Genomic DNA, 25,484 nt, shown 5'->3' with positions numbered 1-25,484 from the left:
AGCGTTGAAACCAGTATAGTAGGTGCTTTCAACTCAATTAGGTATCCGACCTCTCTTTTCTCGGTACCCTATGATTAGGAACGTCATTGTGAAGGACATTGTTTTCATCGAACAGCTTGAAGTGATCACTACCATTGGTGTGTATGACTGGGAACAAGAAATTAAGCAAAAACTGGTACTCGACATCGAGATGGCCCACGACAATCGACCTGCTGGTTTGAGTGATGATGTGAATGATGCTTTAGACTACTCACAAGTCAGTGAAGCGGTATTGCAGCATATTGAAGGTGGTCGATTCCTGTTGGTGGAGCGTGTGGCAGAAGAGATCGCGCAGATCATTATGGATCGTTTCTCTGTGAGCTGGATTCGTATTCGCCTGACCAAGCCAGGTGCAGTAGCACAAGCTCGTGGTGTGGGTGTCGTGATTGAGCGTGGAAGTCGATGAACACCGTTTATATTGGCATTGGCACCAATATTGACCGTCATAAACACATAGAGGCGGGCTTGCGAGAGCTTGAGCAGTTGGGGGGCAACCTCACTGCATCGACTATCTATGAATGTGATGCGGTGGGCTTTGAGAGCCAGTCCTTTTTCAATCTGGTCGCCAAGCTAGATACTTTACTCTCTCTTGACGAGCTCGCGACAAACTTACGTGAGATTGAGATACGCTGGGGTAGGCCTTGCAACGCGGAGAAAAACCAACCACGCACGCTGGATCTCGACATTTTAATGTTTGGTGATTTGGTGAGTGAGAAACCGACTTTGCCGCGTGATGATATCTATAAGTTCGCCTTTGTTATTCAACCCTTGTTTGAAATGAGCCCAGATCTGGTGATTCCAGGCACGACACAAACTGTCAAACAAGTATGGCAGACTAAACAATCACTTTTAACCCAAGAACTGACCAAGGTAGAACCTTGGTTTGATATAAATAACTAAGAGATAACAATGACGTATTTTGAAGCGTTTGTGCTGGCCTTAATTCAAGGTTTAACGGAATTCCTCCCTATTTCTAGCTCTGCCCATTTGATCTTGCCTTCTGCAGTTTTAGGTTGGGACGACCAAGGCTTAGCCTTTGATGTCGCTGTTCACGTCGGAACACTGGCAGCGGTCATGATCTATTTCCGCAAAGAGGTTGTGACCTTGTTGCAAGCTTTTATTGGTTCGATCTTTAAAGGTGAGCGCGGTAAAGAAGTGACGCTAGCCTGGATGATCATTATCGCCACCATTCCAGCGTGTATTTTTGGTCTACTAATGAAAGATATCATCGAGATTTACCTGCGCAGTGCATGGGTAATCGCGGTAACCACCATCGTGTTTGGTTTGTTGCTTTGGTATGTTGATCGCAACGCCAAGCAGAATATGGATGAGTATCAAGTTGGCTGGAAAAAAGCGCTATACCTTGGCGTGGCTCAAGCAATGGCGATGATTCCAGGCACGTCGCGCTCTGGTATTACGATTACCGCTGCGCTTCATCTTGGCTTTACCCGTGAAGCTGCTGCGCGCTTCTCATTTCTAATGTCGATTCCGATTATTCTTCTTGCTGGCTCTTATTTAGGTCTTAAACTTGTGATGAGTGGCGAGGCAATTAACGTGGGTCATTTGACCACGGGGGTTATTGTTTCGTTTATCAGTGCGTACCTGTGTATCCACTTCTTCTTGAAGCTGATTTCACGTATGGGTATGACACCGTTTGTGATTTACCGACTTGCTCTCGGTATTGGTCTATTTACTTTCCTAATGATGGGCTAACATCATGCGACTCTTTGCCTTGATGCTGCTATTGATTCTGGGCTGGCTACAATATCACTTGTGGCTAGGGAAAAATGGCGTAGCGGATCTGACCACAACGAAGAAAGAGCTCGCAGCTCAGCTTCAAGTGAACCAAAATCTACGTGAACGTAACAATGAAATGTTTGCGGAGATAGACGATTTGCGTCAAGGCTTAGATGCGATTGAAGAGCGTGCCCGACATGAGTTGGGCATGGTGAAGGAAGATGAAACCTTTTACCGGATTGTCGGTGAGGACTCTCAACATTAATTAAAGGTTAGCAATGCAAACCATCTACGCGATTATTCCTGCCGCTGGTGTAGGAAGTCGTATGCAAGCAGATAAGCCCAAGCAATATCTGACTTTGCAGGGCAAAACAATCCTTGAGCATACCGCTGCTCTCTTTCTCCAGCGTGATGATATTAAACAAGTCATTATCGCCGTCTCAGCAGATGACCCATACTTTGACTCTTTATCTTTTGCTTCGCACCCGAAAGTCGTACGAGTGGCGGGTGGTAAAGAGCGAGCCGATACGGTGTTGTCCGCTCTTCAGTACATTGATGCTCAAGAGGACGGCGAATGCTGGGCAATGGTGCATGACGCCGCAAGACCGTGTTTGCAGCAAGTGGATATCGATAAGCTTAAAGAGGGGGTTTCTGGCCACCCAGTCGGAGGCATCTTAGCCGCGCCTGTTCGCGACACCATGAAGCGCGGTAATGCACAAGCGAATATCGATAGTACGGTTGACCGAGATAACCTATGGCACGCATTAACGCCTCAGCTATTCCCTCTTCAATCACTGAAAGAGAGTCTCGAGAAAGCACTGAGTGAAGGTTATCAAGTCACTGACGAGGCCTCTGCACTTGAGTTTGTCGGACAAGCGCCTGCATTAATCGCGGGGCGTGCTGACAACATAAAAATTACTCGTCCAGAAGATTTAGCGCTCGCGCAGTTTTATCTAATGAACGCGACATCCAATCAACAATAAGGAGCCTTTATCATGAGAATAGGTCATGGTTTTGATGTACATAAATTTGGTGGTGAAGGCCCGGTGATTATTGGTGGTGTTGCTATTCCGTATGAGCAAGGGCTGATTGCACATTCTGATGGTGATGTTGCGCTTCATGCCCTTTGTGATGCACTGCTTGGTGCCATTGCGGCTGGCGACATTGGTCGACACTTCCCTGACACCGATGATAAATGGAAAGGGGCGGACAGTCGCGAACTGCTAAAAGATGTGTATCGTCGCGTCAAAGAGCAAGGCTATGTGTTGGGTAATGCGGACATTACCATCATGGCACAAGCGCCGAAAATGGCACCGCACATTGAAGCGATGTGTACTGTTATCGCACAAGATTTAGAAACGGATGTTGCCAACATTAATGTGAAGGCAACCACCACCGAACGTCTGGGTTTTACCGGGCGTAAAGAAGGCATTGCGACAGAAGCTGTAGTTTTGCTGTTTAAGCAGGAGTTGTAACGATGTTTGATATTTTAAGTGAATTCTCATATGCGTTTGGCAAGCCAAGCGCGAAAGCAAAGATTAAAGCGCAAGCAGCCGACTTTGTTGTTATTGAAGATCTCGGCTTTGAGCTCACCGGAGAAGGTGAGCACTTGATGGTGCGTATCCAAAAGACGGGTGAGAACACGGCTTTCGTTGCTAATGAGTTGGCAAAAGCCTGTGGTGTTGCGTCTAAAGCGGTAAGTTGGGCTGGTTTGAAAGACCGCCATGCAGTCACGGAGCAGTGGTTGAGTGTGCACCTTCCAACAGGTGAGACGCCTGATTTTTCAGCTTTCCTAGCGCAGTACCCAAGCATCAAAATTCTGGATATTACACGCCATAATAAGAAACTGCGCCCCGGTGATCTTATCGGTAATGCATTCACGCTGCGTTTGACTGAGGTGTCAGATGTCACAGAGGTTGAGGCGCGCCTTGAAAAAGTGAAACAGCTAGGTGTACCGAACTATTTTGGTGCTCAGCGTTTTGGCCGTGAAGGCAACAACCTATCAGAGGCTCGTCGTTGGGGACGTGATAATGTCCGTACCCGCAATCAGAACAAGCGTAGCCTTTACCTCTCAGCAGCCCGCTCGTGGATCTTCAACCGTATTGTGTCTGATCGAATTGAACAAGGTTTGTTTGAGCAGGTGATTCAAGGCGATGTGATTGCTCAGCAAGGTGTGGCAGGATTTTCTGCACCAGTGGTAAAAGAGCAGATTGAATCACTCAACAGTGAGTTTTCATCAGGCACTATCAGCATCACAGCGGCGCTAGCCGGTGACAATGCGCTACCAACTGCAGACGCTGCCCTGGCTATCGAACAGCCAATAGTCGATCAAGAAGCGGATCTGATGGCGCTTATTCGTGGTAATCGCATGCGTCACGAGCGACGTTCTATTGCGCTTAAACCACAAGATCTCAGCTGGGAAGTGGAAGGGGACAGTATTACGCTATCGTTTAGTCTAGATGCTGGCTCTTTCGCGACTTCTATTGTTCGAGAGTTGGTGGAAGAGATCCCTGTTGAGCGAGTGTACGAAAACTGATGAAGATCCTTTTAAGTAACGATGATGGGGTGCATGCGGAAGGCATCCATCAACTAGCGGATGCCCTCAGAGATATTGCTGAGATTACGATTGTTGCACCAGATAGGAACCGCTCTGGTGCGTCAAACTCACTGACCTTAGAGCAGCCGCTGCGTGTCGCTGAAATAGCACCGCGCGTATTTTCGGTTCAGGGAACGCCAACCGATTGTGTCCACTTCGCTCTGAACGAGTTAATGAAAGATGATCTGCCCGATTTGGTATTGAGTGGGATTAACCATGGTGCCAATCTAGGCGACGACACGCTCTATTCAGGAACGGTAGCGGCAGCGATGGAAGGGCACTTCTTGGGTGTGCAATCGATCGCTTTCTCGCTCGTTGGTAAAAATCACTTTGCACAGGCCGCAAAAGTAGCGAGAACTCTCGTTGAGCAACATCTAGCGCAACCAATTCCTACTAATCGCTTGCTCAATGTTAATATACCTGATAAGAAGTGTGATGATTTCGAGATAAAAATCACACGTTTAGGTGCCAGACATCATGCGGAGAATATGATTAAGCAGCAAGATCCTCGTGGTCATGATATCTATTGGCTTGGTCCTCCCGGAAAAGAGCAGGATGCGGGGGAAGGGACGGACTTTCATGCTGTTGAGCATGGTTATGTCTCAATCACACCTTTACAAGTGGATCTCACCGCCCATGAATCTATAAGAGCAATGAACGAGTGGTTAAAGGATAAGAGTTAATGTCTCACCCACAAGCTGACAATTTGATCGCGTTTCTAGTAGCAAATGGGATCCAAGATCAAGCCGTACTCAATGCTATCTATCGTCTGCCTCGAGAGAATTTTGTGTCGCAGGCGATGGTTCATCAAGCCTACGACAATAATGCTTTGCCTATTGGCCAGGGGCAGACGATTTCACAACCCTATATTGTGGCGAGAATGACGGAGCTGCTGAATCTCAATCATAAGAGTAGAGTGCTTGAAATTGGTACCGGTTCAGGCTATCAGACGGCAGTGCTGGCGCAGCTCGTCGAGCATGTGTTCTCAGTGGAACGCATTAAAGCTCTGCAATGGGAAGCGAAACGACGTCTCAAGCAACTCGACTTTTACAATGTCTCAACCAAGCATGCCGATGGTTGGAAAGGCTGGCCGGTCAAGGGCCCGTTTGATGCAATTATTGTCACAGCAGCTGCGGAAACTGTTCCTCAAGCCCTTTTACAGCAGTTGAGTGACGGCGGTGTGATGGTGATTCCAGTAGGCAGTGATGAGCAACAACTACTGCGTATTATGCGCATGGGCGATGAATATCGTTCAGAAGTTATTGAGTTAGTTAGATTTGTTCCATTAGTGCCGGGAGATGTTGCTTAATCATGTCTTTCTCTTTGCGTGCCATATTGCTGGCTTGGGTCATGTTGTTGGTGGGATGCGCTGCATCTTCGCCAGCACCTGTCTCAGGTTTGAGCAAGTATGAAAATACGCAACGAGGCAGTTATCGAGGTAGCTTTTATGAGGTGCAGAAGGGGGACACCCTATACTTCATTGCTTACGTCACTGATAAAGATGTTAAAGAAATTATACAGAACAACCGCTTGCAAGAGCCGTACACCATCTATCCAGGGCAAAAATTAAGGCTCTGGGGACAGTCATACCAAGCGCCAGTCTATGGTAAACGCCAGCCTGAGCCAGAAAAAAAAGTCACCAAAACTGCAGCGGCTTCTTCAGCGAAAAAACAGCAGCCAGCCTCGCAGGCCAAGCCAGCTCAGGAGAGTAAAAACTCTACACAAGCGCAAGCTCAGAAACAAACTGGAGCGACCTCACAAGTTCAGCAAACGCCACCTAAAAAGCAGGTTGATCAATCCAAATCAAAGGAGTATGTTGGAAACAAGAGTCAACAATCTGTTAACAAAAAAGTTAATGACTCGAAACCAACCAACGGTAAAGTGGCCAAATGGTTATGGCCAACCAAAGGTAGAGTGGTTAAAAACTTCGCTGCAGGGGATCAAGGCAATAAAGGGATCGACATAGCCGGTCAAAGAGGACAAGCCGTCGTTTCAACTGCAGATGGAAGTGTCGTTTACTCAGGCAATGCACTGAGAGGGTATGGTAACTTGGTTATAGTGAAACATAACGACGACTATTTGAGTGCTTACGCCCACAACGATAAATTACTTGTGAATGAAGGACAAAGCGTGAAAGCAGGCCAGCAAATTGCCACCATGGGAAGTTCAGGTGCCAGCAGCGTCCGACTACATTTTGAAATTCGTTACCAAGGAAAATCAGTCAACCCCAAAAAATACTTGCCGTAGTTTTGTTTTACTTTGAAATGAGTGATTCGGTGACATTTTAAGTAGTAATGTCTTGCATGCTCGCCAGGGGAGGCGCTTATGAGTATCAGCAACACAGCAGCAAAAGTAGAAGATTTCGAGCTTGATTCAGAAGTGGAAACCACTCTAGAACAAGACAATGAAACCACTTCATCTGAATCGGTCGTTGGCAAGGATTCCCAAAAAGAGGAATTTGAAGCATCCACTAAGAGTCTGGATGCCACTCAGCTGTACTTGAGTGAAATCGGCTTTTCTCCACTATTAACGGCAGAAGAAGAAGTATTGTACGCCCGCCGCGCACTTCGAGGTGATGAAGCAGCACGCAAGCGTATGATCGAAAGTAACCTTCGTCTAGTCGTTAAAATTTCTCGTCGCTATAGCAATCGTGGTCTGGCTCTGCTTGATTTGATTGAAGAGGGCAACTTAGGTTTGATCCGAGCGGTAGAGAAGTTTGACCCAGAACGCGGTTTCCGTTTCTCAACTTATGCTACTTGGTGGATTCGTCAAACCATCGAGCGTGCCTTGATGAACCAAACCCGCACTATTCGCCTACCTATTCACGTAGTGAAAGAGCTGAACGTTTACTTGCGTACCGCACGTGAGCTGTCTCAGAAGCTTGACCATGAACCGACCGCAGAAGAGATTGCCACCCAGCTTGATAAGCCCGTTGGTGATGTCAGCAAGATGCTGCGTCTCAATGAGCGCGTGAGTTCGGTTGATACGCCAATTGGCGGCGATGGCGATAAGGCGCTACTGGATATTATCCCTGATGCGGTACACGCTGATCCGGAAGTGTCTACGCAAGACGATGATATCAAGCACTCGCTGCTTCATTGGCTTGATGAACTCAACCCTAAACAGAAAGAGGTGCTCGCACGTCGTTTTGGTCTTTTAGGTTATGAGCCATCAACGCTGGAAGAGGTGGGGCGCGAAATCAGTCTCACTCGTGAGCGTGTACGTCAGATCCAAGTTGAAGGTCTGCGCCGTTTGCGCGAGATCCTTATCAAACAAGGCTTGAATATGGAAAATCTGTTCAGCTTTGATGATGAACAGTAATTTTCATAGGTAGCCGTAATAAAAGTAAGGGCGTTCAATGAGCGCCCTTATCTATTTCTGCCACAGCTATCTATTTACAGCATTTGCTTGAGTCTATATAAGGCCTCAAGTGCTTGTCTTGGTGTCAGGTCATCCGGGTCGATCGTGGCAAGTGCTTCTTCGAGTTCACTTGGTTCAGGGATGAGGCTAAGTTGCACTTCCGCTTTTAGCTCGGCAGGCTTATTGCCAGTTGTGTTCTCTTGGTAAGAGAGCTGCTCAAGTTGCGTAAGCTTAGCGCGAGCATTCTTAATCACTGTCTTTGGCACGCCAGCTAACCCCGCTACTGCAAGCCCGTATGACTTGCTCGCTGCGCCCTCTTGAACGGCGTGCATAAAGGCGATGCTATCGCCATGTTCAACCGCATCCAGGTGAACATTGGCAAGCGTATCAATCTGCTGTGGCAGTTCAGTTAATTCAAAATAGTGGGTTGCAAACAGAGTTAGGGCACCAATCTTTTTGGCTAGCCACTCTGCTGTTGCCCATGCTAAAGAGAGGCCGTCGTAGGTACTGGTACCGCGACCAATCTCATCCATCAGTACTAAACTGCTGCTTGTTGCGTTATGTAGGATGTTCGCCGTCTCCGTCATTTCGACCATGAAGGTAGAGCGCCCAGAAGCCAGATCATCCGAGGCACCGATACGAGTAAAGATGCGATCGACCGAACCAATGTGAGCGGACTCTGCCGGGACGAAGGAGCCAATGTGTGCAAGCAGAGCGATCAAGGCCGTTTGACGCATATAGGTCGATTTACCGCCCATGTTTGGACCCGTAATGATCAACATACGACGGTCGGTATTCAAGCTGATCGGGTTCGCAATGAATGGGTCTTCCATGACTTGCTCCACGACTGGGTGGCGACCACCTTGAATCTGAATGCCTGGCTGTTCGCTCAATACTGGTCGGCAGTAATCGAGAGTGTCTGCACGCTCTGCAAGGTTTTGCAGGATATCTAATTGTGATAAGGCAGACGCTAGATTCTGCATCGACTCTAATTGTGGCAGTAGCAGGTCAAACAGCTCTTCCCATAGCTTTTTCTCTAGTGCCAATGCTTTTGACTTTGAGTTAAGTACTTTGTCTTCGTGCTCTTTGAGCTCAGGGATAATATAGCGCTCAGCATTTTTGAGCGTTTGGCGGCGTACATAGTGTGGCGGTACAAGATGGCTTTGCCCACGACTGACTTGAATGAAGAAACCGTGAACGTTGTTGTAGCCCACTTTTAGTGAATCGATACCGTGGCGCTCGCGCTCATCTTGCTCCATCTTATCGAGATATTCGGTGGCACCATCTGCAAGCTTACGCCACTCATCCAGCTCTGCATTGTAACCTTCAGCAATGACCCCCCCGTCACGAATGACAACCGGAGGATTCTCTTTAATAGCTCGCTCAAGGAGTTCGCAAGTATCATCCATTGGAGCGCTGAACTGAGCGAGCTGTTTCAAGTATGGATGAGTAACCGAAGTAAGGTTGTCTTGTAACTCAGGCAGCTGTTGCAGCGCTTGGCGTAAGCGAGCCAGATCTCGCGGGCGGGCACTGCGCAGCGCCAGGCGTGCAAGAATACGCTCGATATCACCAATCTGTTTTAAAACCGGTTGTAGATCGGCAAACAGGGCGTTGTCTTTAATTTCAGTAATGGCGTCAAGACGCTGATTGAGAGTATCGAGTGTGCGCATAGGCTGGTGTAGCCAGCGCTTGAGCATACGGCTACCCATTGGAGTGGCGGTGTGGTCGAGCACTTCTGCCAGCGTATTATCTGTACTGCCAGACAGACTTTGTGTGATTTCAAGGTTACGACGTGTTGCGGCATCCATGATCACGCTGTGATCTTGGCGATCGAGCGTGAGTGAGCGAATGTGAGGCAGTGCAGTACGCTGTGTATCTTTAACGTACTGGATAAGACAGCCCGCAGCGCATAAGCCAAGTTCGGCATTCTCAACACCAAAACCGACCAAATCGCGCGTACCAAACTGTTGATTGAGCTGCTGGCGAGCAGTCTCTAACTCAAACTCCCAAACCGGACGACGACGATTACCATTGCGACCTGTCATAATGTTCACAGGCTCAAAGTCTTCAGGGAACAGGAGCTCACGAGGTAAAGTGCGCTGTAGCTCAGCGATCATCGCCTCTTCATTTTCTGGCTCAATCAGCTGGAAGCGACCTGATGTCACATCGAGTGTCGCATAACCAAATTTACCGTTGTGGTGATAGATAGCTGCTATCAGGTTATCAATACGCTCAGAAAGGAGTGCTTCATCAGTGACCGTTCCCGGAGTGACAATGCGAACAACCTTGCGTTCAACCGGCCCTTTGCTGGTGGCTGGGTCGCCAATTTGCTCACAAATCGCCACAGATTCGCCCAGTTGAACCAGTTTTGCCAAATAGCCCTCTACAGCATGAAACGGGACACCCGCCATAGGGATTGGTTCGCCTGCGGATGAACCACGTTTAGTCAGTGAAATATCAAGCAGCTGTGAGGCTCGTTTTGCATCATCATAGAAAAGCTCATAAAAATCCCCCATACGATAAAACAGTAGAATGTCAGGATTCTCAGCCTTCAGTTTTAGATACTGTTGCATCATCGGAGTATGTTTTTGTTGTGCTTTCACTACGCTCGCCTTTGGTTCCAATTTCTAGCCGCTTAGGATACGTTAAACACATACAGGCGAAAAGGTGGAATGGAGTTTTAATTGATGGATAAATTAGCGACCTTGAGTACGCAACTTGGAGAACGTTTGCAAGCAAGCCAAAACATCATGGTAACAGCGGAGTCATGCACTGGTGGCGGTGTCGCAACGGCGATTACCGATATCGCAGGCAGCTCAGCTTGGTTTGATCGTGCTTTTATCACCTACAGCAATGAAGCCAAAGTCGAGATGCTAGGCGTTAAAGAGCAAACGCTAGAAACCTATGGCGCGGTGAGTGAAGAAACGGTGGCAGAGATGGCACAAGGGGCTCTTAATCACTCCAATGGAACGATTTCCGTATCAATTAGTGGTATCGCAGGTCCGAGCGGCGGTAGCCCTGAAAAGCCTGTCGGGATGGTGTGCTTTGGGTTTATTAGCCAGTGTGGCTGGCGCTTAATTGAGACGTGTTATTTCGATGGTGATCGTACTCAAGTTCGCCAGCAAGCGGTGGAGCATGTGTTAACAAGGGTTTATCACTATCTGGATCACACACAAGCCAATCGCTAGAAAAAATTTCTTATACAGGTATGGACACTGTATGAATCAACAGTATAATAACCAGCAAATAAAACGAAGTTAAAAACAACTTTGTCGAACTAATATCGTACTCATCATCGTGGATGAGTTTTTGGAGAAAGAGATGGACGAGAACAAACAGAAAGCGCTCGCCGCTGCGCTAGGTCAGATTGAAAAGCAATTCGGTAAAGGCTCTATTATGCGCCTTGGTGACAACCGCGCAATGGACGTTGAAACGATTTCTACTGGCTCACTGTCTTTGGACATCGCACTTGGTGCTGGTGGCCTTCCAATGGGCCGTATCGTTGAGATCTACGGTCCAGAATCATCAGGTAAAACAACACTGACTCTAGAGCTTATCGCTGCCGCGCAGAAAGTGGGTAAAACGTGTGCGTTCGTTGATGCAGAGCACGCTCTTGACCCTATTTATGCACAAAAGCTAGGCGTTGATATTGATGCGCTGTTGGTTTCTCAACCAGACACGGGCGAGCAAGCGTTAGAAATCTGTGATGCGTTGGCACGCTCTGGTGCAATCGATGTTCTTGTTGTCGACTCTGTTGCAGCACTAACTCCAAAAGCTGAAATCGAAGGTGAGATGGGCGACAGCCACATGGGTCTGCAAGCACGTATGCTTTCTCAAGCGATGCGTAAGCTAACAGGTAACCTAAAGCAGTCTAACTGTATGTGTATCTTCATCAACCAAATCCGTATGAAGATTGGTGTGATGTTTGGTAACCCAGAAACAACCACTGGCGGTAATGCACTGAAATTCTACGCTTCTGTTCGCCTTGATATCCGTCGTACGGGCTCTATCAAAGACGGTGACGAAGTTGTGGGTAACGAAACTCGCATCAAAGTGGTTAAGAACAAGATTGCGGCGCCGTTCAAACAAGCTGAAACGCAAATTCTTTACGGCCAAGGCTTTAACCGCGAAGGTGAGCTTATTGACCTAGGCGTTAAGCACAAGCTGATTGAAAAGGCGGGTGCATGGTACAGCTACAACGGTGACAAAATTGGTCAAGGTAAAGCCAACGCAGGTAAGTTCCTACGTGAGAACCCAGAAGCGGCTCAAACGATTGATGCTAAATTGCGCGAAATGCTGCTAACACCAGCACAACCAGAAGCACCTGAAACGGGTGAAATGCCTCAAGAAGAAGAGCTATAATCGCTCATTCTATTTCACAGAGCCTCGCTTATGCGGGGCTTTTGTTTATCTAAGCAATACATCAATAGTTAATATGTATCAACGTTCAAACCCTCCTGCTTTTTCAGCCAAAGATTCCGCCATTCATCTCTTAAGCAGACGTGACCACGGTGAGTTCGAGCTAGCCCAAAAGCTGAAACTGAAAGGTTACTCAGAGGATGAAATCGCTCAATCGATAGCGTTTTGTATCGAACATCGTTATTTAGATGACCTGCGCTATGCCAAAAGCCAAGTTCGACAACACGTTTATAAAGGCCATGGTGCGCGACGTATCTACCAAGAGCTCAAGCAGAAAAGAGTGGCTGAGCATACGATTGAAATCGCACTGGAAGAAGAGGGCACGGATTGGTTTGAGCTAGCAAAAAGCACCGCAGAGAAGAAGTTCAAAGGCAAAAAAGCTCAAGACCAAAAAGAGTACGCTAAACAGGTGCGTTTTCTTCAATATCGCGGCTTTGACTTTGAGCAGATTCAGTATGCACTGGAAGAACTGTGATCCCCCTAGCATCAAAACCCCGCTTGGGTATACAATAGCCAAAATTTTATCTCGACTATTTTCAGGAAGAGCTGCATGTACATGAGCACAGACGAGGTTCGTAACGCGTTCCTTAAGTTCTTTGAAAGCAAAGGACACCAAATCGTAGACAGTTCATCGTTGGTTCCACACAACGATCCAACCCTGCTATTTACTAATGCAGGTATGAACCAATTTAAAGATTGCTTCTTAGGCGCCGAGAAGCGTGCCTACACTCGAGCAACTACGGCTCAGCGTTGTGTACGTGCGGGTGGTAAACACAACGACCTTGAAAACGTTGGTTTCACAGCTCGTCACCACACGTTCTTCGAAATGCTAGGTAACTTCAGCTTCGGTGATTACTTCAAAGAAGACGCAATTGCGTTTGCTTGGGAATTCCTGACTAAGACGCTGGGTCTGCCAGAAGAAAAGCTACTAGTAACCGTTTACGAAACCGATGACGAAGCATTCGACATCTGGAACAAGAAAGTCGGCGTACCAGCTGACAAGATCGTTCGCATTGGCGATAAAGAAGGCGGCAAGAAGTTCGAGTCTGATAACTTCTGGACGATGGGTGACACAGGTCCTTGTGGTCCATGTACTGAAATCTTCTATGATCACGGTGAGCATATCTGGGGCGGCCGTCCTGGCACTCCTGAAGAAGACGGTGACCGCTTCATCGAGATCTGGAACAACGTATTCATGCAGTTCAACCGTCATGCTGATGGCACGATGGAGCCTCTACCTAAGCCTGCTGTTGATACAGGTATGGGTATCGAACGTATCTCTGCAATCATGCAGGGTGTTCACTCAAACTACGAAATCGATGTATTCCAAAAGCTAATCAAAGCAACGGCTGAGGTTGTAGGTCACGACGATCTATCTAACCAGTCTCTACGCGTGATTGCTGACCACATCCGTTCATGTTCATTCCTGATCGCTGATGGTGTTATGCCGTCAAACGAAGGTCGTGGTTACGTTCTACGTCGTATTATTCGTCGTGCCGTTCGTCACGGTAACAAGCTTGGTGCGAAGGGCGTATTCTTCCATAAGCTCGTTGGTGTTCTTGCTGAAGTAATGGGCTCTGCGGCAGACGAGCTCAAGAAGCAGCAAGCAGTGGTTGAAAAAGTACTGCGTATTGAAGAAGAAAACTTTGGCCGCACACTCGAGCGCGGTATGGTTATTCTTAACGAAGCACTAGATGCACTTGAGGGCAAAGAGCTTGACGGTGAAACAGTCTTCAAGCTTTATGATACGTACGGTTTCCCTGCTGACTTAACTAACGATGTTGCACGTGAGCGTGACTTCACCATCGATGAAGCAGGCTTTGAGAAAGCAATGGAAGAGCAGCGTCAACGCGCTCGTGAAGCGGGCCAATTTGGTACTGACTACAACGCCACCATTAAGTCTGGTGTTGATTCTGAGTTCTGTGGCTACACAGGTACTGAAGGCAAGAGCAGCGTTGCAGAAATCTTCGTTGACGGTGACACGGCTGATTCTCTGTCTGCTGGCGACAAAGCGATCATCATCCTCGGTGAAACGCCATTCTACGCAGAATCAGGCGGTCAGTGTGGTGATGCTGGTGTGCTAAAAACGGAATCTGGTGTGTTCAAAGTAGAAGATACTCAAAAGCTAGGTAATGCAATTGCACACCACGGCGTTCTCGCTGAGGGCGTTCTGGCTAAGGGTGACGAAGTAGAAGCAGTTGTGGATGCAGAGCGTCGCGCAGCGATCTCTCTAAACCACTCAGCAACGCACCTACTGCACGCGGCACTGCGTCAAGTATTGGGTGAGCACGTGACGCAGAAAGGCTCTCTTGTTAAGCCTGAAAACCTACGTTTTGACTTCTCTCACCTAGAAGCGGTAACACCTGCAGAGCTGAAAGAAGTTGAGCGCCTGGTTAACGCACAAGTTCGCCGTAACCATAATATCGAAACGAACGTTATGGACATCGAGTCTGCGAAGCAGAAAGGTGCAATGGCACTGTTCGGTGAGAAGTACGATGACGAAGTTCGTGTTCTCTCGATGGGTGATTTCTCGACTGAGCTATGTGGTGGTATCCACGCGCACAACACAGGTGACATTGGTTTATTTAAGATCACATCTGAGGGTGGTATTGCAGCCGGTATTCGTCGTATCGAAGCGGTAACTGCTGATGCAGCGCTTGATGCAGTTGAAGCTGCGCAAGAGAAGATGGAGCAGAAGCTTGCTGACTCTGCTAAGAAAGCAAAATCACTTGAGAAAGAGATTCAACTACTGAAAGACAAGATGGCTGCGGCTGAAAGCGCGAACATCATGGGTAAAGTAGAAGAGATCAATGGAACCAAAGTCCTTGTAGCGGCGCTTGAGGGCGCGGATAACAAGAACCTACGTACTATGGTTGATGATGCCAAGAACCGCGTCGGTAGCGGCGTTATTTTGATTGCGAACGTTGCGAACGACAAAGTGGGTCTGATCGCAGGTGTGACTAAGGATCTGACTGGCCAAGTAAAGGCTGGCGAGCTGGTTAACATGGTGGCACAACAAGTTGGTGGTAAAGGCGGCGGTCGTCCAGATATGGCTCAAGCGGGTGGTACAGACGTATCAGCACTACCAGAAGCACTTCAATCGGTGCGTGGTTGGTTAGAAGAACGTCTATAACGTACTACTTCAATAAAATTTGATTTAATGACTGTAACCAAGTGGTTTTCTTGGCGTATAATCCGCGCCGATAAACCACTTGGTTTTTTTATTTAACTTTATCAAGTCATTAATGGCTAATTTTTAGGCTATTCTTGATTTGGTACGAATGAGACACACTGTCTCGGGAAGGTGAAGACTGGTGAAAAAATCCCTAATCGTGCAAAAGTTTGGCGGCACTTCAATGGGCTCAATCGAGACTATTCATAAAGTGGCTGAACACATCATTAGAGCTAAAAATGGTGGGAGTCGAGTTGTCGTTGTGGTTTCCGCAATGTCTGGTGAAACAAATCGCTTAATGGGTCTAGCTCAACAAGTGGATTGTGTGCCAAACGCTAGAGAACTCGATGTGTTGCTCTCCGCTGGAGAGCAGGTGTCTATGGCACTATTGGCAATGACGTTAAGTAAACTTGGGCATACCGCACGCTCTTTGACTGGCGGCCAAGCAAACATCATTACTGACGGTCAACATAACGATGCCACGATAAAGCATATTGATACCACAAAGATTGAACAGCTTCTTGATGATGAGCACATTGTCATTGTCGCTGGTTTTCAAGGGATCAATGAGAATGGGGATATAACAACACTCGGTCGAGGGGGGTCAGACACTAGTGCAGTTGCTCTAGCGGGAGCCCTCAAGGCCGATGAATGCCAGATCTTTACTGATGTTGATGGCGTGTATAGCTGTGACCCAAGAGTAGTGAAGTCAGCACAACGTCTCGATGTTGTTGATTTCCCTTCAATGGAAGAAATGGCACGTAAAGGAGCAAAGGTGCTACATTTACCTTCAGTGCAAACGGCGTGGGAAAAACAAGTACCGCTCCGAGTACTGTCGACCTTCGATCTTAATCAGGGCAGCCTGATCAAGGGAGAAGAGTGTCAACAGGCTGTTTGTGGTGTCGCGATTCAGCGAGGGCTTACCTTGGTTTCGGTGAACCCGGAGTCAGTGGAAACGATTCGTAAGCACTGCATGATGTTAGGTGTCTCAGTATGGGATGTCGTCAATGGCGCCTCTTTGCTTATCAAAGAGGACTGTTTAGCTAAGTTGCAACAAGTTTGTGAAGATAAGTTGTTGAGCTATCAATGTGTGAGTCTACTTACGATCGTTGGTACTGCGGCTGAACGACTTAGCGATCATACCGCGCAGTTATTGGCTCTACAGGATATTGATGTAGTTCATGTTTCTATGGCTAAACAGTCAATGAGTTTGGTTATGTTACCAGATTGTATCGACAAAGCTGCAAACATACTGCATGATGCTTACATTACAACGGCGGAAGCCATGGATTTTCATCCGAAGAAGGCGTTTCTGGGGTAATAGGCGGTTTACCCGTCGTCAATTTTTGTTAGATAATTAGGCCTTATAGCTAAAGAGATGACTCAAGGAGCATAGAATGCTAATTTTGACTCGCCGTGTTGGCGAAACACTAATGATCGGTGATGAAGTGACTGTGACTGTTTTGGGTGTTAAGGGTAACCAAGTACGTATTGGTGTTAACGCTCCTAAAGAAGTATCTGTTCACCGTGAAGAGATCTACATGCGAATTCAAGCTGAAAAAGGCAATGGCAACGTTGCACCAAGCAGCTACTAATTAGCACAAGAAAAGTCAGCGATATGCTGGCTTTTTTGTTACTTGTGGCACATAAAAGTATAAATTTTGAATGCTTTGGTTAAATAGCCAACGGTTGTTCGATTTTTTCCAATTTTTGCCAAGAAAATGTTTGACTTATTTTTGGTAAATCGTAATATGTGCCTCCGCAAGACGGTGAGGTGGCCGAGAGGCTGAAGGCGCTCCCCTGCTAAGGGAGTATACGGTTTGTAGCCGTATCGAGGGTTCGAATCCCTCCCTCACCGCCATTCTTGCATTGCTTTCTTTTTAGCAAATTGAAACAAACAGCGCGTCCTTAGCTCAGCTGGATAGAGTACCTGGCTACGAACCAGGCGGTCGGAGGTTCGAATCCTCCAGGACGCGCCATATTCTCTTTATGAGTCTATGACTTGTAGAGAATTGACGGTGAGGTGGCCGAGAGGCTGAAGGCGCTCCCCTGCTAAGGGAGTATACGGTTTGTAGCCGTATCGAGGGTTCGAATCCCTCCCTCACCGCCATTTATTGCAAATGGATATTGACCTTGAGTCAATTTTTTTGTTTCAAAAGAAAGTTTATGTGACATAGTTCACACTGCGCGTCCTTAGCTCAGCTGGATAGAGTACCTGGCTACGAACCAGGCGGTCGGAGGTTCGAATCCTCCAGGACGCGCCACTCTTTAGGTCTTAGACCTTGAATTGAATACTAATGTTCGATTCTAAACATAGCGCGTCCTTAGCTCAGCTGGATAGAGTACCTGGCTACGAACCAGGCGGTCGGAGGTTCGAATCCTCCAGGACGCGCCACTTTTTAGGTCATAGACCTTGAATTGAACTACAATGTTCAATGCTAAAAACTTGCGCGTCCTTAGCTCAGCTGGATAGAGTACCTGGCTACGAACCAGGCGGTCGGAGGTTCGAATCCTCCAGGACGCGCCACTCTTTAGGTCACAGACCTTGGATTGAACACTATGTTCGATACTAAACCTTGCGCGTCCTTAGCTCAGCTGGATAGAGTACCTGGCTACGAACCAGGCGGTCGGAGGTTCGAATCCTCCAGGACGCGCCACTCTTTAGGTCATAGACCTTGGATTGAACACTATGTTCGATACTAAACCTTGCGCGTCCTTAGCTCAGCTGGATAGAGTACCTGGCTACGAACCAGGCGGTCGGAGGTTCGAATCCTCCAGGACGCGCCACTCTTTAGGTCATAGACCTTGGATTGAACATTATGTTCGAGACTAAAACCTTGCGCGTCCTTAGCTCAGCTGGATAGAGTACCTGGCTACGAACCAGGCGGTCGGAGGTTCGAATCCTCCAGGACGCGCCACTTTTCAAAACCTCGCTATATGCGAGGTTTTTTTATGCCTGCAATCTACCCATTAATGCGTCTATACACATAAGATACCCTGATTGTGCCCGACAGAGTTTGTAGTATTTCGGTAGCCACTAGCTGAATACTGTGCCACCCATGCTGTCAGTTTTTGTGACTTCACTCGCAAGTCACGTGTCCATTTTTAGAATCCCACTCGCAGTTTTCGTTTGTGCTTTCCTTTAGCCTGTTTATTAGTTAAACAATCGATGGTGATTGCAGGGTAGCGATATTAAACACCAAGTATGTGAAGTGTTTGAGTTTTGAATGTAACTTTTGCAACGAGAGTTAAACGAATTTGACAAAAAAGCACCAATCGAGATAATGCTAGGTTACTCTTATGGGGCAGGATGCTCGGTAAGAGTGCAGCTGTCAGGATGACAAGAAAGGAAGCAACATGACTACTATTGGAAGCCAATTGATCGATGCCGCTACTCTGATGCTTACAGGGATGGCCGTCGTTTTTGTATTTTTAACCATTCTCGTATACCTAGTGAAGTTGATGTCGAAGCTAGTACCGCAAGAGGTACCACCGCAAGCGACCATTCCCACTACGAACGCCCAAACGAATACTATGCCAGCAGTGAGCCCGAATGTGGTGGCTGCGATTTCTGCCGCGGTTCATCAATACCGCACGGCAACAGCGAAATAGATTTCAAGTTTATATTTAAAAGGAGTTAATGAGCATGTCGAAGCCACTTTCGATTACTGACGTGGTGCTGCGTGATGCCCACCAATCGCTATTTGCGACACGTATGCGCTTAGAAGATATGCTGCCAATCGCAGCAGAGCTTGATAAGGTCGGTTACTGGTCTCTTGAGACCTGGGGTGGAGCAACGTTTGATTCGTGCATTCGTTTCCTCGGGGAAGATCCATGGGAGCGCTTGAGAGCACTGAAACAGGCGATGCCAAACACACCGATGCAGATGCTTCTTCGAGGCCAAAACCTACTTGGCTACCGTCATTATGCTGATGATGTTGTTGAGAAGTTTGTTGAACGAGCGCATGCCAATGGTATGGATGTGTTCCGTATTTTTGATGCAATGAATGACGTACGCAACTTCCAAACAGCAGTAAAAGCAGCCGTTGATGTTGGTGCTCATGCACAAGGCACCCTGTCTTACACGACAAGCCCTGTACACAATGCGGATACTTGGGTCGATCTTGCTAAGCGTTTGGAAGACCTTGGTTGCCACTCTTTATGTATTAAAGATATGTCTGGTCTGCTCAAGCCCTATGAAGCCGAAGAGTTAATCACACGTATCAAAGCCTCTTGTGATGTACCTTTAGCGCTTCACAGCCACGCTACAACAGGCCTTTCAACCGCCACTGCTGTTAAAGCGGTTGAAGCCGGTATTGATATTCTCGATACTGCCATCTCTTCTATGAGCTGCACTTATGGTCATACACCAACGGAAACGGTTGTAGCAATGCTGCAAGGCACCGAGCGTGACACTAACCTAAAACTTGACCAGATTGAGCCTATCGCTAGCTACTTCCGTAAAGTTCGCAAAAAGTATGCGAAGTTTGAGGGACAACTTAAGGGCGTTGATTCTCGTATTCTTATTGCTCAAGTGCCGGGCGGTATGCTAACGAACATGGAAGGTCAGCTTAAAGAGCAAGGCGCGGCTGATCGTATCGATGAGGTACTTGAAGAGATCCCTCGTGTCCGTAAAGACTTGGGTTATATTCCACTGGTGACACCAACCTCGCAAATCGTTGGTACTCAGGCGGTCATTAACGTGCTGACTGGCGAGCGTTATAAGAGCATCACCAAAGAGACTGCCGGTGTCTTGAAAGGTGAATACGGTGCAGCTCCGGCAGAAGTGAATGCGAAACTGCAAGCGAAAGTGCTTGATGGCGCAGAAGCGATCACCTGTCGTCCTGCCGATCTTATCGAAGATGAGCTTGACGTACTCACGACTGATTTGCTTGAGAAAGCAAAACAAGACGGTATTTCACTTGCAGAAGATACTGTTGATGATGTGTTGACTTATGCCCTATTCCCACAAGTAGGCTTGAAGTTCCTTAAGAACCGTCGTAACCCAGATGCGTTTGAACCAGTACCGACTGAAGAAGATGCATTACCGACGGCTGCACCTCAAGCACCAGCACAAGGTAGTATTGAGAGCTACAGCGTTAAAGTGGATGGTCAAGTTTATGATGTTGAAGTCGGCCCTCAAGGGCAACTCACTTCGGTTGCTCCAGCATCTGCACAAACGCCAGTAGCGGCGCCTGCAGCTCAACCTGCGGCAGCAAATGCGGAAGCAGTTCCAGCGCCATTGGCGGGTAATATTTTCAAAGTGAATGTCCAAGCTGGCGCTCAGGTTGCTGAAGGTGATGTACTTTTGATCCTTGAAGCGATGAAGATGGAAACCGAGGTTCGCGCAGCGCGCGGTGGTGTGGTGCAGGATCTGCACGTCAAAGAGGGCGATTCAGTTACTGTTGGCGCACCTTTACTTAGCTTGTCGTAAGGGAGAATCATGGAAGGATTAATGATTCTCTGGTCAAGGACAGGGATTGCCAACTTTGAGTTTGGTCAGCTGTGTATGATCTTGGTGGGTTGTACCTTGCTATTTTTAGCGATACGCAAAGGCTTCGAGCCTTTGTTATTGCTACCGATAGGTTTTGGTGCGGTATTAGCCAACATTCCGAATGCTGGGTTTACTGAACCCGGTGGTTTGCTCTATTACGTCTACTATATCGGTATTGAATCGGGTGTATTCCCACTACTGATCTTTATGGGCGTAGGGGCGATGACGGACTTTGGCGCCTTGATTGCCAACCCGAAAACGCTCTGGTTGGGGGCGGCAGCCCAGTTCGGTATTTTTGCGACTCTGTTTGGCGCGATTTTGCTCAACTATGTGCCGGGTATGGAATTTACCATGCAGGATGCCTCATCGATCGCCATTATTGGTGGTGCAGACGGTCCAACCGCGATCTTCTTGGCAAGTAAACTCTCACCCGATCTGCTCGGTGCAATTGCGGTTGCAGCATACAGCTACATGGCGTTAGTGCCAATCATCCAGCCGCCGATCATGAAGGCTTTGACGAATGAAGAAGAGCGTAAGATTAAGATGGCTCAGCTTCGTCATGTGAGTAAGGGTGAAAAGATCTTATTCCCAATGGCGGTGTTGGTCATGACGATCTTGTTCTTGCCTTCGGCAACACCATTGGTAGGCATGTTCTGTCTGGGTAACTTGATGCGTGAAGCTGGTGTGGTGGATCGCTTATCTAAGACGGCGCAAAATGAGCTTATCAATATCGTGACGATCTTCCTTGGCCTAGGGGTTGGCTCAAAGCTTCAAGCTGAGCAGTTCTTGAACCTTGAAACGCTGGGTATTTTGGCGCTTGGTGCTGTTGCCTTTAGTATTGGTACCGCCGCAGGCGTACTGATGGCGAAGCTGATGAATAAGCTCTCCAAAGAAGATATCAACCCACTGATTGGCGCGGCTGGTGTCTCCGCTGTTCCAATGGCTGCGCGTGTCGTGAACAAGGTGGGCTTAGACTCTAACCCACAAAACTTCCTACTGATGCATGCGATGGGTCCGAATGTTGCTGGTGTATTAGGTTCGGCAGTTGCAGCAGGTATTCTTCTTGCCCTAGTTGGTTAACTTAACCAAGTCACAAGTTAGTGAGATAAGTGACGAAATATCAGTAAATTGTCAAAGTTCGTAAACAGCCCATACAGACGGTTAGATTTACGATATATTTCAAGGGGTGCGATGCACCCCTTTGTTTTGCCTACTCTTTGACAGATTAAACTCGCCAATGACTGAATTCTTCTCTACTTTATTCTCAGAGGTCGCTTTATGGTTCTCTGACTCTGCCCTTTGGGTTCTGTTTATCACCGGATTTTTGAGTGCCACTCTACTCCCGGGTGGTTCTGAAGCTGGGCTTATCGCCACGCTCTCCTTGGATATCTATTCTCCTACTTGGATTATTATGGTTGCGACGATAGGCAATACCCTAGGTGGAATGACAAATTATTTGATTGGACTTTGGATTCCAAATCGAACCGAGTCTGAAAAACATGGTCATAAGGCCATAGGTTATTTAAAAAAATATGGATATTGGTCGCTGCTCTTTAGTTGGCTACCAGTAATAGGCGACCCTCTGTGTCTTGCAGCAGGTTGGCTACGAATGAATTTTTGGTTATCCACACTGTTAGTTTTGATAGGCAAAGCAGTACGCTACTGCGTTCTCACCGCTCTCTTTTACGGTTTTTTCTAAGGGGAAACAATGCGAATTTTTAAGAAACGCGCCATCTTGGCGGGTTTGGTTTTTGCCACTGCGCTCATTGGATGCAGTCAAACAGAGAAGGTAGCAGTACCGACCTCTTCTCTTCCGGGTGGAATGACTCTCGTTGAAGAGTCTCGTCCTTCAAAGGATGGTAATGAGGTAAAAATCCCATACGCAAAGTATCAACTGAGTAATGGTTTAACCGTGATCCTCTCTCCGGATAACTCGGATCCGTTAGTGCATGTCGATGTGACTTATCATGTGGGGTCAGCACGTGAAGAGGTAGGAAAGTCGGGCTTTGCGCACTTTTTTGAGCATATGATGTTTCAAGGTAGTCAGCACGTTGGCGATCAGGAGCACTTCCGAATTGTGACAGAAGCGGGTGGTTCGCTGAATGGCACCACTAATCGCGATAGAACGAATTATTATCAAACGGTTCCGTCTAATCAGCTAGAAAAAATCTTGTGGCTTGAGGCTGACCGAATGGGCTTTTTGCTCGAAGCAGTCTCTCAGCGCAAGTTTGAGATCCAACGTGATACCGTCAAAAATGAACGCGCTCAGAATTATGACAATCGCCCATATGGTTTGATTTGGGAGCGTATGGGTGAAGCGCTATACCCAGAAGGTCACCCGTATTCATGGCAAACCATCGGTTATGTTGAAGATTTAGATCGTGTCGATGTGAATGACTTAAAAGCGTTCTTCCTACGCTGGTATGGCCCAAACAACGCTGTGATTACCATCGGTGGCGATATCGATTCTAAAAAAACACTTGAGTGGGTGAACCAGTATTTTGGCTCGATTCCCCAAGGACCAGCAGTTGAGGCGGCACCGAAGCAACCCGTTACTCTAGAAGAGAGTAAGTTTATAACACTCGAAGATCGCATTCAGCAGCCTATGTTGGTCATCGGTTGGCCGACGCAATACCGTGGGTCTGATCAGCAAGTGAGTCTAGATATGCTCGCGAGTGCTTTGGGAAGCGGAGCCAACAGTGAGCTATACCAAAAGCTGGTTAAGACGCGCAAAGCGGTCGACGCCGGTGCATTTCATGACTGTGCTGAACTGGCGTGTACCTTTTATGTGTATGCAATGGGTGCATCTGGTGAGCAAGGGCAACTTGATGAATTGTATCAAGAGGTCATGCAGGTCATGGCGGACTTTGAACAGCAAGGGGTGGCTCACGAGCGCCTAGAGCAGATTACGGGCCAAGCGGAAGCCAGTGCGGTCTTTGCTTTGCAAAGTGTGCGTGGCAAAGTGACTCAACTCGCCTCAAATGAGACCTTCTATAATCAGCCGGATCGAATTCAAACTGAACTCAATAAAATCCGATCGACGACGAAAGAGGACGTTGATCAGGCTTATCAGCGCTTCATTGCTAATAAGCCTTACGTAGCTTTGAGTGTGGTACCTCGTGGTCAAACGGACAAGGCAGTCAAAGAGGCGACGTTCGTGACCCCACCGCGTTCGCTTCCTGAGTACACGAAAGTCGATGAGAACACGCTTGCCTATCGACAGGTGCAGGATAATTTTGACCGCAGTGTGATGCCTGAAGTGTCGGAAGGGGTCTCAGCGCAATTGCCTGAGCTTTACGACTTCTATTTTGACAATGGCATTGAAGTACTCGGCACGGCGAATACAGAGACGCCAACGACGGCTATCCAGCTATATATCCCGGCGGGCGAGCGACAAGTTACGCGTGGCAAAGAGGGCTTGGCAAGCTTGACTGCGTCATTAGTACAAGAGGGCAGCTTAGAGCGAAGCCTTGAAGAGCTAAAAGCGGAATTAGACAAGTTAGGCAGTTCGATTTCAGTATCATCAGCGAGTTATTCGACGATTGTTTCTATCTCTGCGCTCACCGCTAACTTAGAGCCAACACTCGAAATAGTGAAAGAGGTGTTATTTACTCCAGCTCTGGAGCAAGATGATTTTGATCGTCTCAAGCAGCAGATGATGGAAGGGGTAGTCTACCAGCAGCAAAAGCCAACATGGCTTGCTTCTCAGGCAACAAGACAAGTTCTCTATGGCGATTCTATTTTTGCTCGCTCAAACGATGGCACACTCGCATCGATAGAGAGTCTGACCCTGCAAGACGTCGAGGACTTTTATGCTCGACACTACACCCCTCATGGCACGCAAGCGATTGTCGTTTCAGATTTGAGCTCGCGAGAAGTACGTTCACAACTCAGTTTCTTGAGTGAGTGGCAAGGAGAGGCCGCGCCATTGATTCAGCCAGAGGTACTGCCGAAATTAGGGGAGCAAACCATCTACCTAGTGGATAAGCCCAACGCGCCGCAGAGTATTGTTCGCTTTGTTCGACAGGGCCTGCCATTTGATGCAACCGGAGAGGTTTATCGAACGTCACTGGCTAACTTTAACCTCGCTGGTAACTTTAATAGTCGCTTAAACCAAAACCTGCGTGAAGACAAAGGTTATACCTATGGTGCAAGTGGGTATTTTGCGGCTAACCGTGAAGTGGGTGCTGTAGTATTTAATGCCCAAGTGCGAGCAAACACGACGATTCCTTCTTTGGTGGAAATGCAAAAAGAGATGGCGGAGTACAGTGAAAATGGTATGACAGAGCAAGAGCTTGAGTTCATGCGTTTGGCCGTTGGACAGCAAGATGCACTGAAATATGAAACTCCGTCACAGAAAGCCGGTCTTTTGAGTTCTATCTTAATTTATGGATTGGATGAGGATTACCTCAAGCAGCGAAACGATATCGTCAGCACGATATCCAAGCAGGAGCTCAACGACCTAGCGAAGAAGTGGTTTGATCCACAGGAGTACCAGATTATTGTCGTTGGAGACGCTAATGCGTTGAAGCCACAACTAGAAGCACTAAATATTCCCGTAGTCGAGCTTGAAATAGTCCACTAAAATACCAATATACAAAACAAACATGCCTTCTCTATGCAAGTAGAGAAGGCTCATCCCGATTGATGCCCTACAATTTGATGAA

23 protein-coding genes and 9 tRNA genes are annotated in these 25,484 nt (G+C 47.6%); 31 read left to right on the top strand and 1 reads right to left on the bottom strand.

Annotation, left to right across the window (positions count from 1 at the left end; all coding sequences use genetic code 11):
- The first annotated feature begins 70 nt into the window (after positions 1-70).
- From folB to rpoS, 11 genes are all read left to right on the top strand, one after another.
- Positions 71-445, top strand: coding sequence for a bifunctional dihydroneopterin aldolase/7,8-dihydroneopterin epimerase (gene folB, locus GT360_RS12375; protein WP_164649168.1), 375 nt, complete (start codon positions 71-73; stop codon positions 443-445).
- Complete coding sequence (gene folK, locus GT360_RS12370) at positions 442-939, top strand: 2-amino-4-hydroxy-6-hydroxymethyldihydropteridine diphosphokinase (protein WP_164649167.1); 498 nt, start codon at positions 442-444, stop codon at positions 937-939. Before folB ends, folK begins: the two co-directional genes overlap by 4 nt.
- A gap of 9 nt (positions 940-948) precedes the next feature.
- Positions 949-1,752, top strand: a complete 804-nt coding sequence (locus GT360_RS12365; protein WP_164649166.1) for an undecaprenyl-diphosphate phosphatase — start codon at positions 949-951, stop codon at positions 1,750-1,752.
- A gap of 4 nt (positions 1,753-1,756) precedes the next feature.
- Positions 1,757-2,041 carry a cell division protein FtsB gene (ftsB, locus tag GT360_RS12360; RefSeq protein WP_164649165.1) on the top strand — a complete coding sequence of 95 codons (285 nt, stop codon included), beginning with the start codon at positions 1,757-1,759 and terminating at the stop codon, positions 2,039-2,041.
- A gap of 13 nt (positions 2,042-2,054) precedes the next feature.
- Positions 2,055-2,759, top strand: a complete 705-nt coding sequence (gene ispD / locus GT360_RS12355; protein WP_164649164.1) for a 2-C-methyl-D-erythritol 4-phosphate cytidylyltransferase — start codon at positions 2,055-2,057, stop codon at positions 2,757-2,759.
- Positions 2,760-2,768: 9 nt separating this feature from the next.
- Positions 2,769-3,251: a 2-C-methyl-D-erythritol 2,4-cyclodiphosphate synthase gene (gene ispF, locus GT360_RS12350; protein WP_204274572.1), complete on the top strand. Its 483-nt coding sequence runs from the start codon at positions 2,769-2,771 to the stop codon at positions 3,249-3,251.
- A 2-nt stretch (positions 3,252-3,253) separates the two neighbouring features.
- On the top strand, positions 3,254-4,312 hold the full coding sequence (truD, locus tag GT360_RS12345) for a tRNA pseudouridine(13) synthase TruD (RefSeq protein ID WP_164649162.1): 1,059 nt from the start codon (positions 3,254-3,256) through the stop codon (positions 4,310-4,312).
- Entirely contained in the window at positions 4,312-5,055 is a 744-nt protein-coding gene (surE, locus tag GT360_RS12340; RefSeq protein WP_164649161.1) for a 5'/3'-nucleotidase SurE, read from the top strand. Before truD ends, surE begins: the two co-directional genes overlap by 1 nt.
- A complete protein-coding gene (locus tag GT360_RS12335; RefSeq protein ID WP_164649160.1) occupies positions 5,055-5,681 on the top strand; it encodes a protein-L-isoaspartate(D-aspartate) O-methyltransferase in 627 nt (208 codons plus the stop codon). The genes surE and GT360_RS12335 overlap by 1 nt, the downstream gene beginning before the upstream one ends.
- A 2-nt stretch (positions 5,682-5,683) precedes the next feature.
- Entirely contained in the window at positions 5,684-6,619 is a 936-nt protein-coding gene (gene nlpD, locus GT360_RS12330) for a murein hydrolase activator NlpD (RefSeq protein WP_164649159.1), read from the top strand.
- Between the two features lie 78 nt (positions 6,620-6,697).
- Entirely contained in the window at positions 6,698-7,693 is a 996-nt protein-coding gene (rpoS, locus tag GT360_RS12325; protein WP_164649158.1) for an RNA polymerase sigma factor RpoS, read from the top strand.
- A gap of 74 nt (positions 7,694-7,767) precedes the next feature.
- On the opposite strand, the gene mutS is transcribed toward rpoS, so the two are convergent.
- Positions 7,768-10,335 (bottom strand): DNA mismatch repair protein MutS, encoded by a 2,568-nt coding sequence (gene mutS, locus GT360_RS12320; RefSeq protein ID WP_164649157.1) that lies wholly within the window; start codon positions 10,333-10,335, stop codon positions 7,768-7,770.
- Positions 10,336-10,419: 84 nt separating this feature from the next.
- On the opposite strand from mutS, the gene pncC reads away from it, so the two are divergent.
- The 20 genes from pncC to GT360_RS12220 all read left to right on the top strand — a co-directional run bounded on the left by pncC (position 10,420) and on the right by GT360_RS12220 (position 25,402).
- Positions 10,420-10,920: a nicotinamide-nucleotide amidase gene (gene pncC / locus GT360_RS12315; RefSeq protein ID WP_164649156.1), complete on the top strand. Its 501-nt coding sequence runs from the start codon at positions 10,420-10,422 to the stop codon at positions 10,918-10,920.
- A gap of 133 nt (positions 10,921-11,053) precedes the next feature.
- Complete coding sequence (gene recA / locus GT360_RS12310) at positions 11,054-12,094, top strand: recombinase RecA (RefSeq protein WP_164649155.1); 1,041 nt, start codon at positions 11,054-11,056, stop codon at positions 12,092-12,094.
- Positions 12,095-12,167: 73 nt separating this feature from the next.
- Complete coding sequence (gene recX, locus GT360_RS12305; RefSeq protein WP_164649154.1) at positions 12,168-12,626, top strand: recombination regulator RecX; 459 nt, start codon at positions 12,168-12,170, stop codon at positions 12,624-12,626.
- Positions 12,627-12,701: 75 nt separating this feature from the next.
- The gene (gene alaS / locus GT360_RS12300; protein ID WP_164649153.1) at positions 12,702-15,284 is read left to right on the top strand and encodes an alanine--tRNA ligase; all 2,583 of its coding nucleotides are present in this window, start codon (positions 12,702-12,704) and stop codon (positions 15,282-15,284) included.
- Positions 15,285-15,465: 181 nt separating this feature from the next.
- Complete coding sequence (locus GT360_RS12295; protein WP_164649152.1) at positions 15,466-16,644, top strand: aspartate kinase; 1,179 nt, start codon at positions 15,466-15,468, stop codon at positions 16,642-16,644.
- A gap of 76 nt (positions 16,645-16,720) precedes the next feature.
- Positions 16,721-16,918 (top strand): carbon storage regulator CsrA, encoded by a 198-nt coding sequence (csrA, locus tag GT360_RS12290; protein ID WP_164649151.1) that lies wholly within the window; start codon positions 16,721-16,723, stop codon positions 16,916-16,918.
- A 173-nt stretch (positions 16,919-17,091) separates the two neighbouring features.
- Positions 17,092-17,184, top strand: a tRNA-Ser gene (locus tag GT360_RS12285).
- 41 nt (positions 17,185-17,225) lie between these two features.
- Positions 17,226-17,302, top strand: a tRNA-Arg gene (locus GT360_RS12280).
- 38 nt (positions 17,303-17,340) lie between these two features.
- Positions 17,341-17,433, top strand: a tRNA-Ser gene (locus GT360_RS12275).
- Positions 17,434-17,510: 77 nt separating this feature from the next.
- Positions 17,511-17,587: transfer RNA gene (locus GT360_RS12270), tRNA-Arg, on the top strand.
- 54 nt (positions 17,588-17,641) lie between these two features.
- Positions 17,642-17,718, top strand: a tRNA-Arg gene (locus tag GT360_RS12265).
- Positions 17,719-17,773: 55 nt separating this feature from the next.
- A tRNA-Arg gene (locus GT360_RS12260) sits at positions 17,774-17,850 on the top strand.
- A gap of 53 nt (positions 17,851-17,903) precedes the next feature.
- Positions 17,904-17,980: transfer RNA gene (locus GT360_RS12255), tRNA-Arg, on the top strand.
- A 53-nt stretch (positions 17,981-18,033) separates the two neighbouring features.
- Positions 18,034-18,110 (top strand) — tRNA-Arg (locus GT360_RS12250).
- Positions 18,111-18,164: 54 nt separating this feature from the next.
- A tRNA-Arg gene (locus tag GT360_RS12245) sits at positions 18,165-18,241 on the top strand.
- A 439-nt stretch (positions 18,242-18,680) separates the two neighbouring features.
- Complete coding sequence (locus GT360_RS12240) at positions 18,681-18,935, top strand: oxaloacetate decarboxylase subunit gamma (RefSeq protein ID WP_164649150.1); 255 nt, start codon at positions 18,681-18,683, stop codon at positions 18,933-18,935.
- 34 nt (positions 18,936-18,969) lie between these two features.
- A complete protein-coding gene (oadA, locus tag GT360_RS12235) occupies positions 18,970-20,757 on the top strand; it encodes a sodium-extruding oxaloacetate decarboxylase subunit alpha (RefSeq protein ID WP_164649149.1) in 1,788 nt (595 codons plus the stop codon).
- Between the two features lie 9 nt (positions 20,758-20,766).
- The gene (locus tag GT360_RS12230) at positions 20,767-21,897 is read left to right on the top strand and encodes a sodium ion-translocating decarboxylase subunit beta (RefSeq protein WP_164649148.1); all 1,131 of its coding nucleotides are present in this window, start codon (positions 20,767-20,769) and stop codon (positions 21,895-21,897) included.
- Positions 21,898-22,054: 157 nt separating this feature from the next.
- Positions 22,055-22,516, top strand: a complete 462-nt coding sequence (locus GT360_RS12225; protein ID WP_164649147.1) for a YqaA family protein — start codon at positions 22,055-22,057, stop codon at positions 22,514-22,516.
- Positions 22,517-22,525: 9 nt separating this feature from the next.
- A complete protein-coding gene (locus tag GT360_RS12220; protein ID WP_164649146.1) occupies positions 22,526-25,402 on the top strand; it encodes a M16 family metallopeptidase in 2,877 nt (958 codons plus the stop codon).
- Positions 25,403-25,484 lie beyond the last annotated feature (82 nt).

This window comes from Vibrio astriarenae, from assembly GCF_010587385.1.
Lineage (GTDB): Bacteria > Pseudomonadota > Gammaproteobacteria > Enterobacterales > Vibrionaceae > Vibrio > Vibrio astriarenae.
Note: the sequence above shows the minus strand (reverse complement) of the source record. Positions and strands in the feature narration are given on the sequence as shown.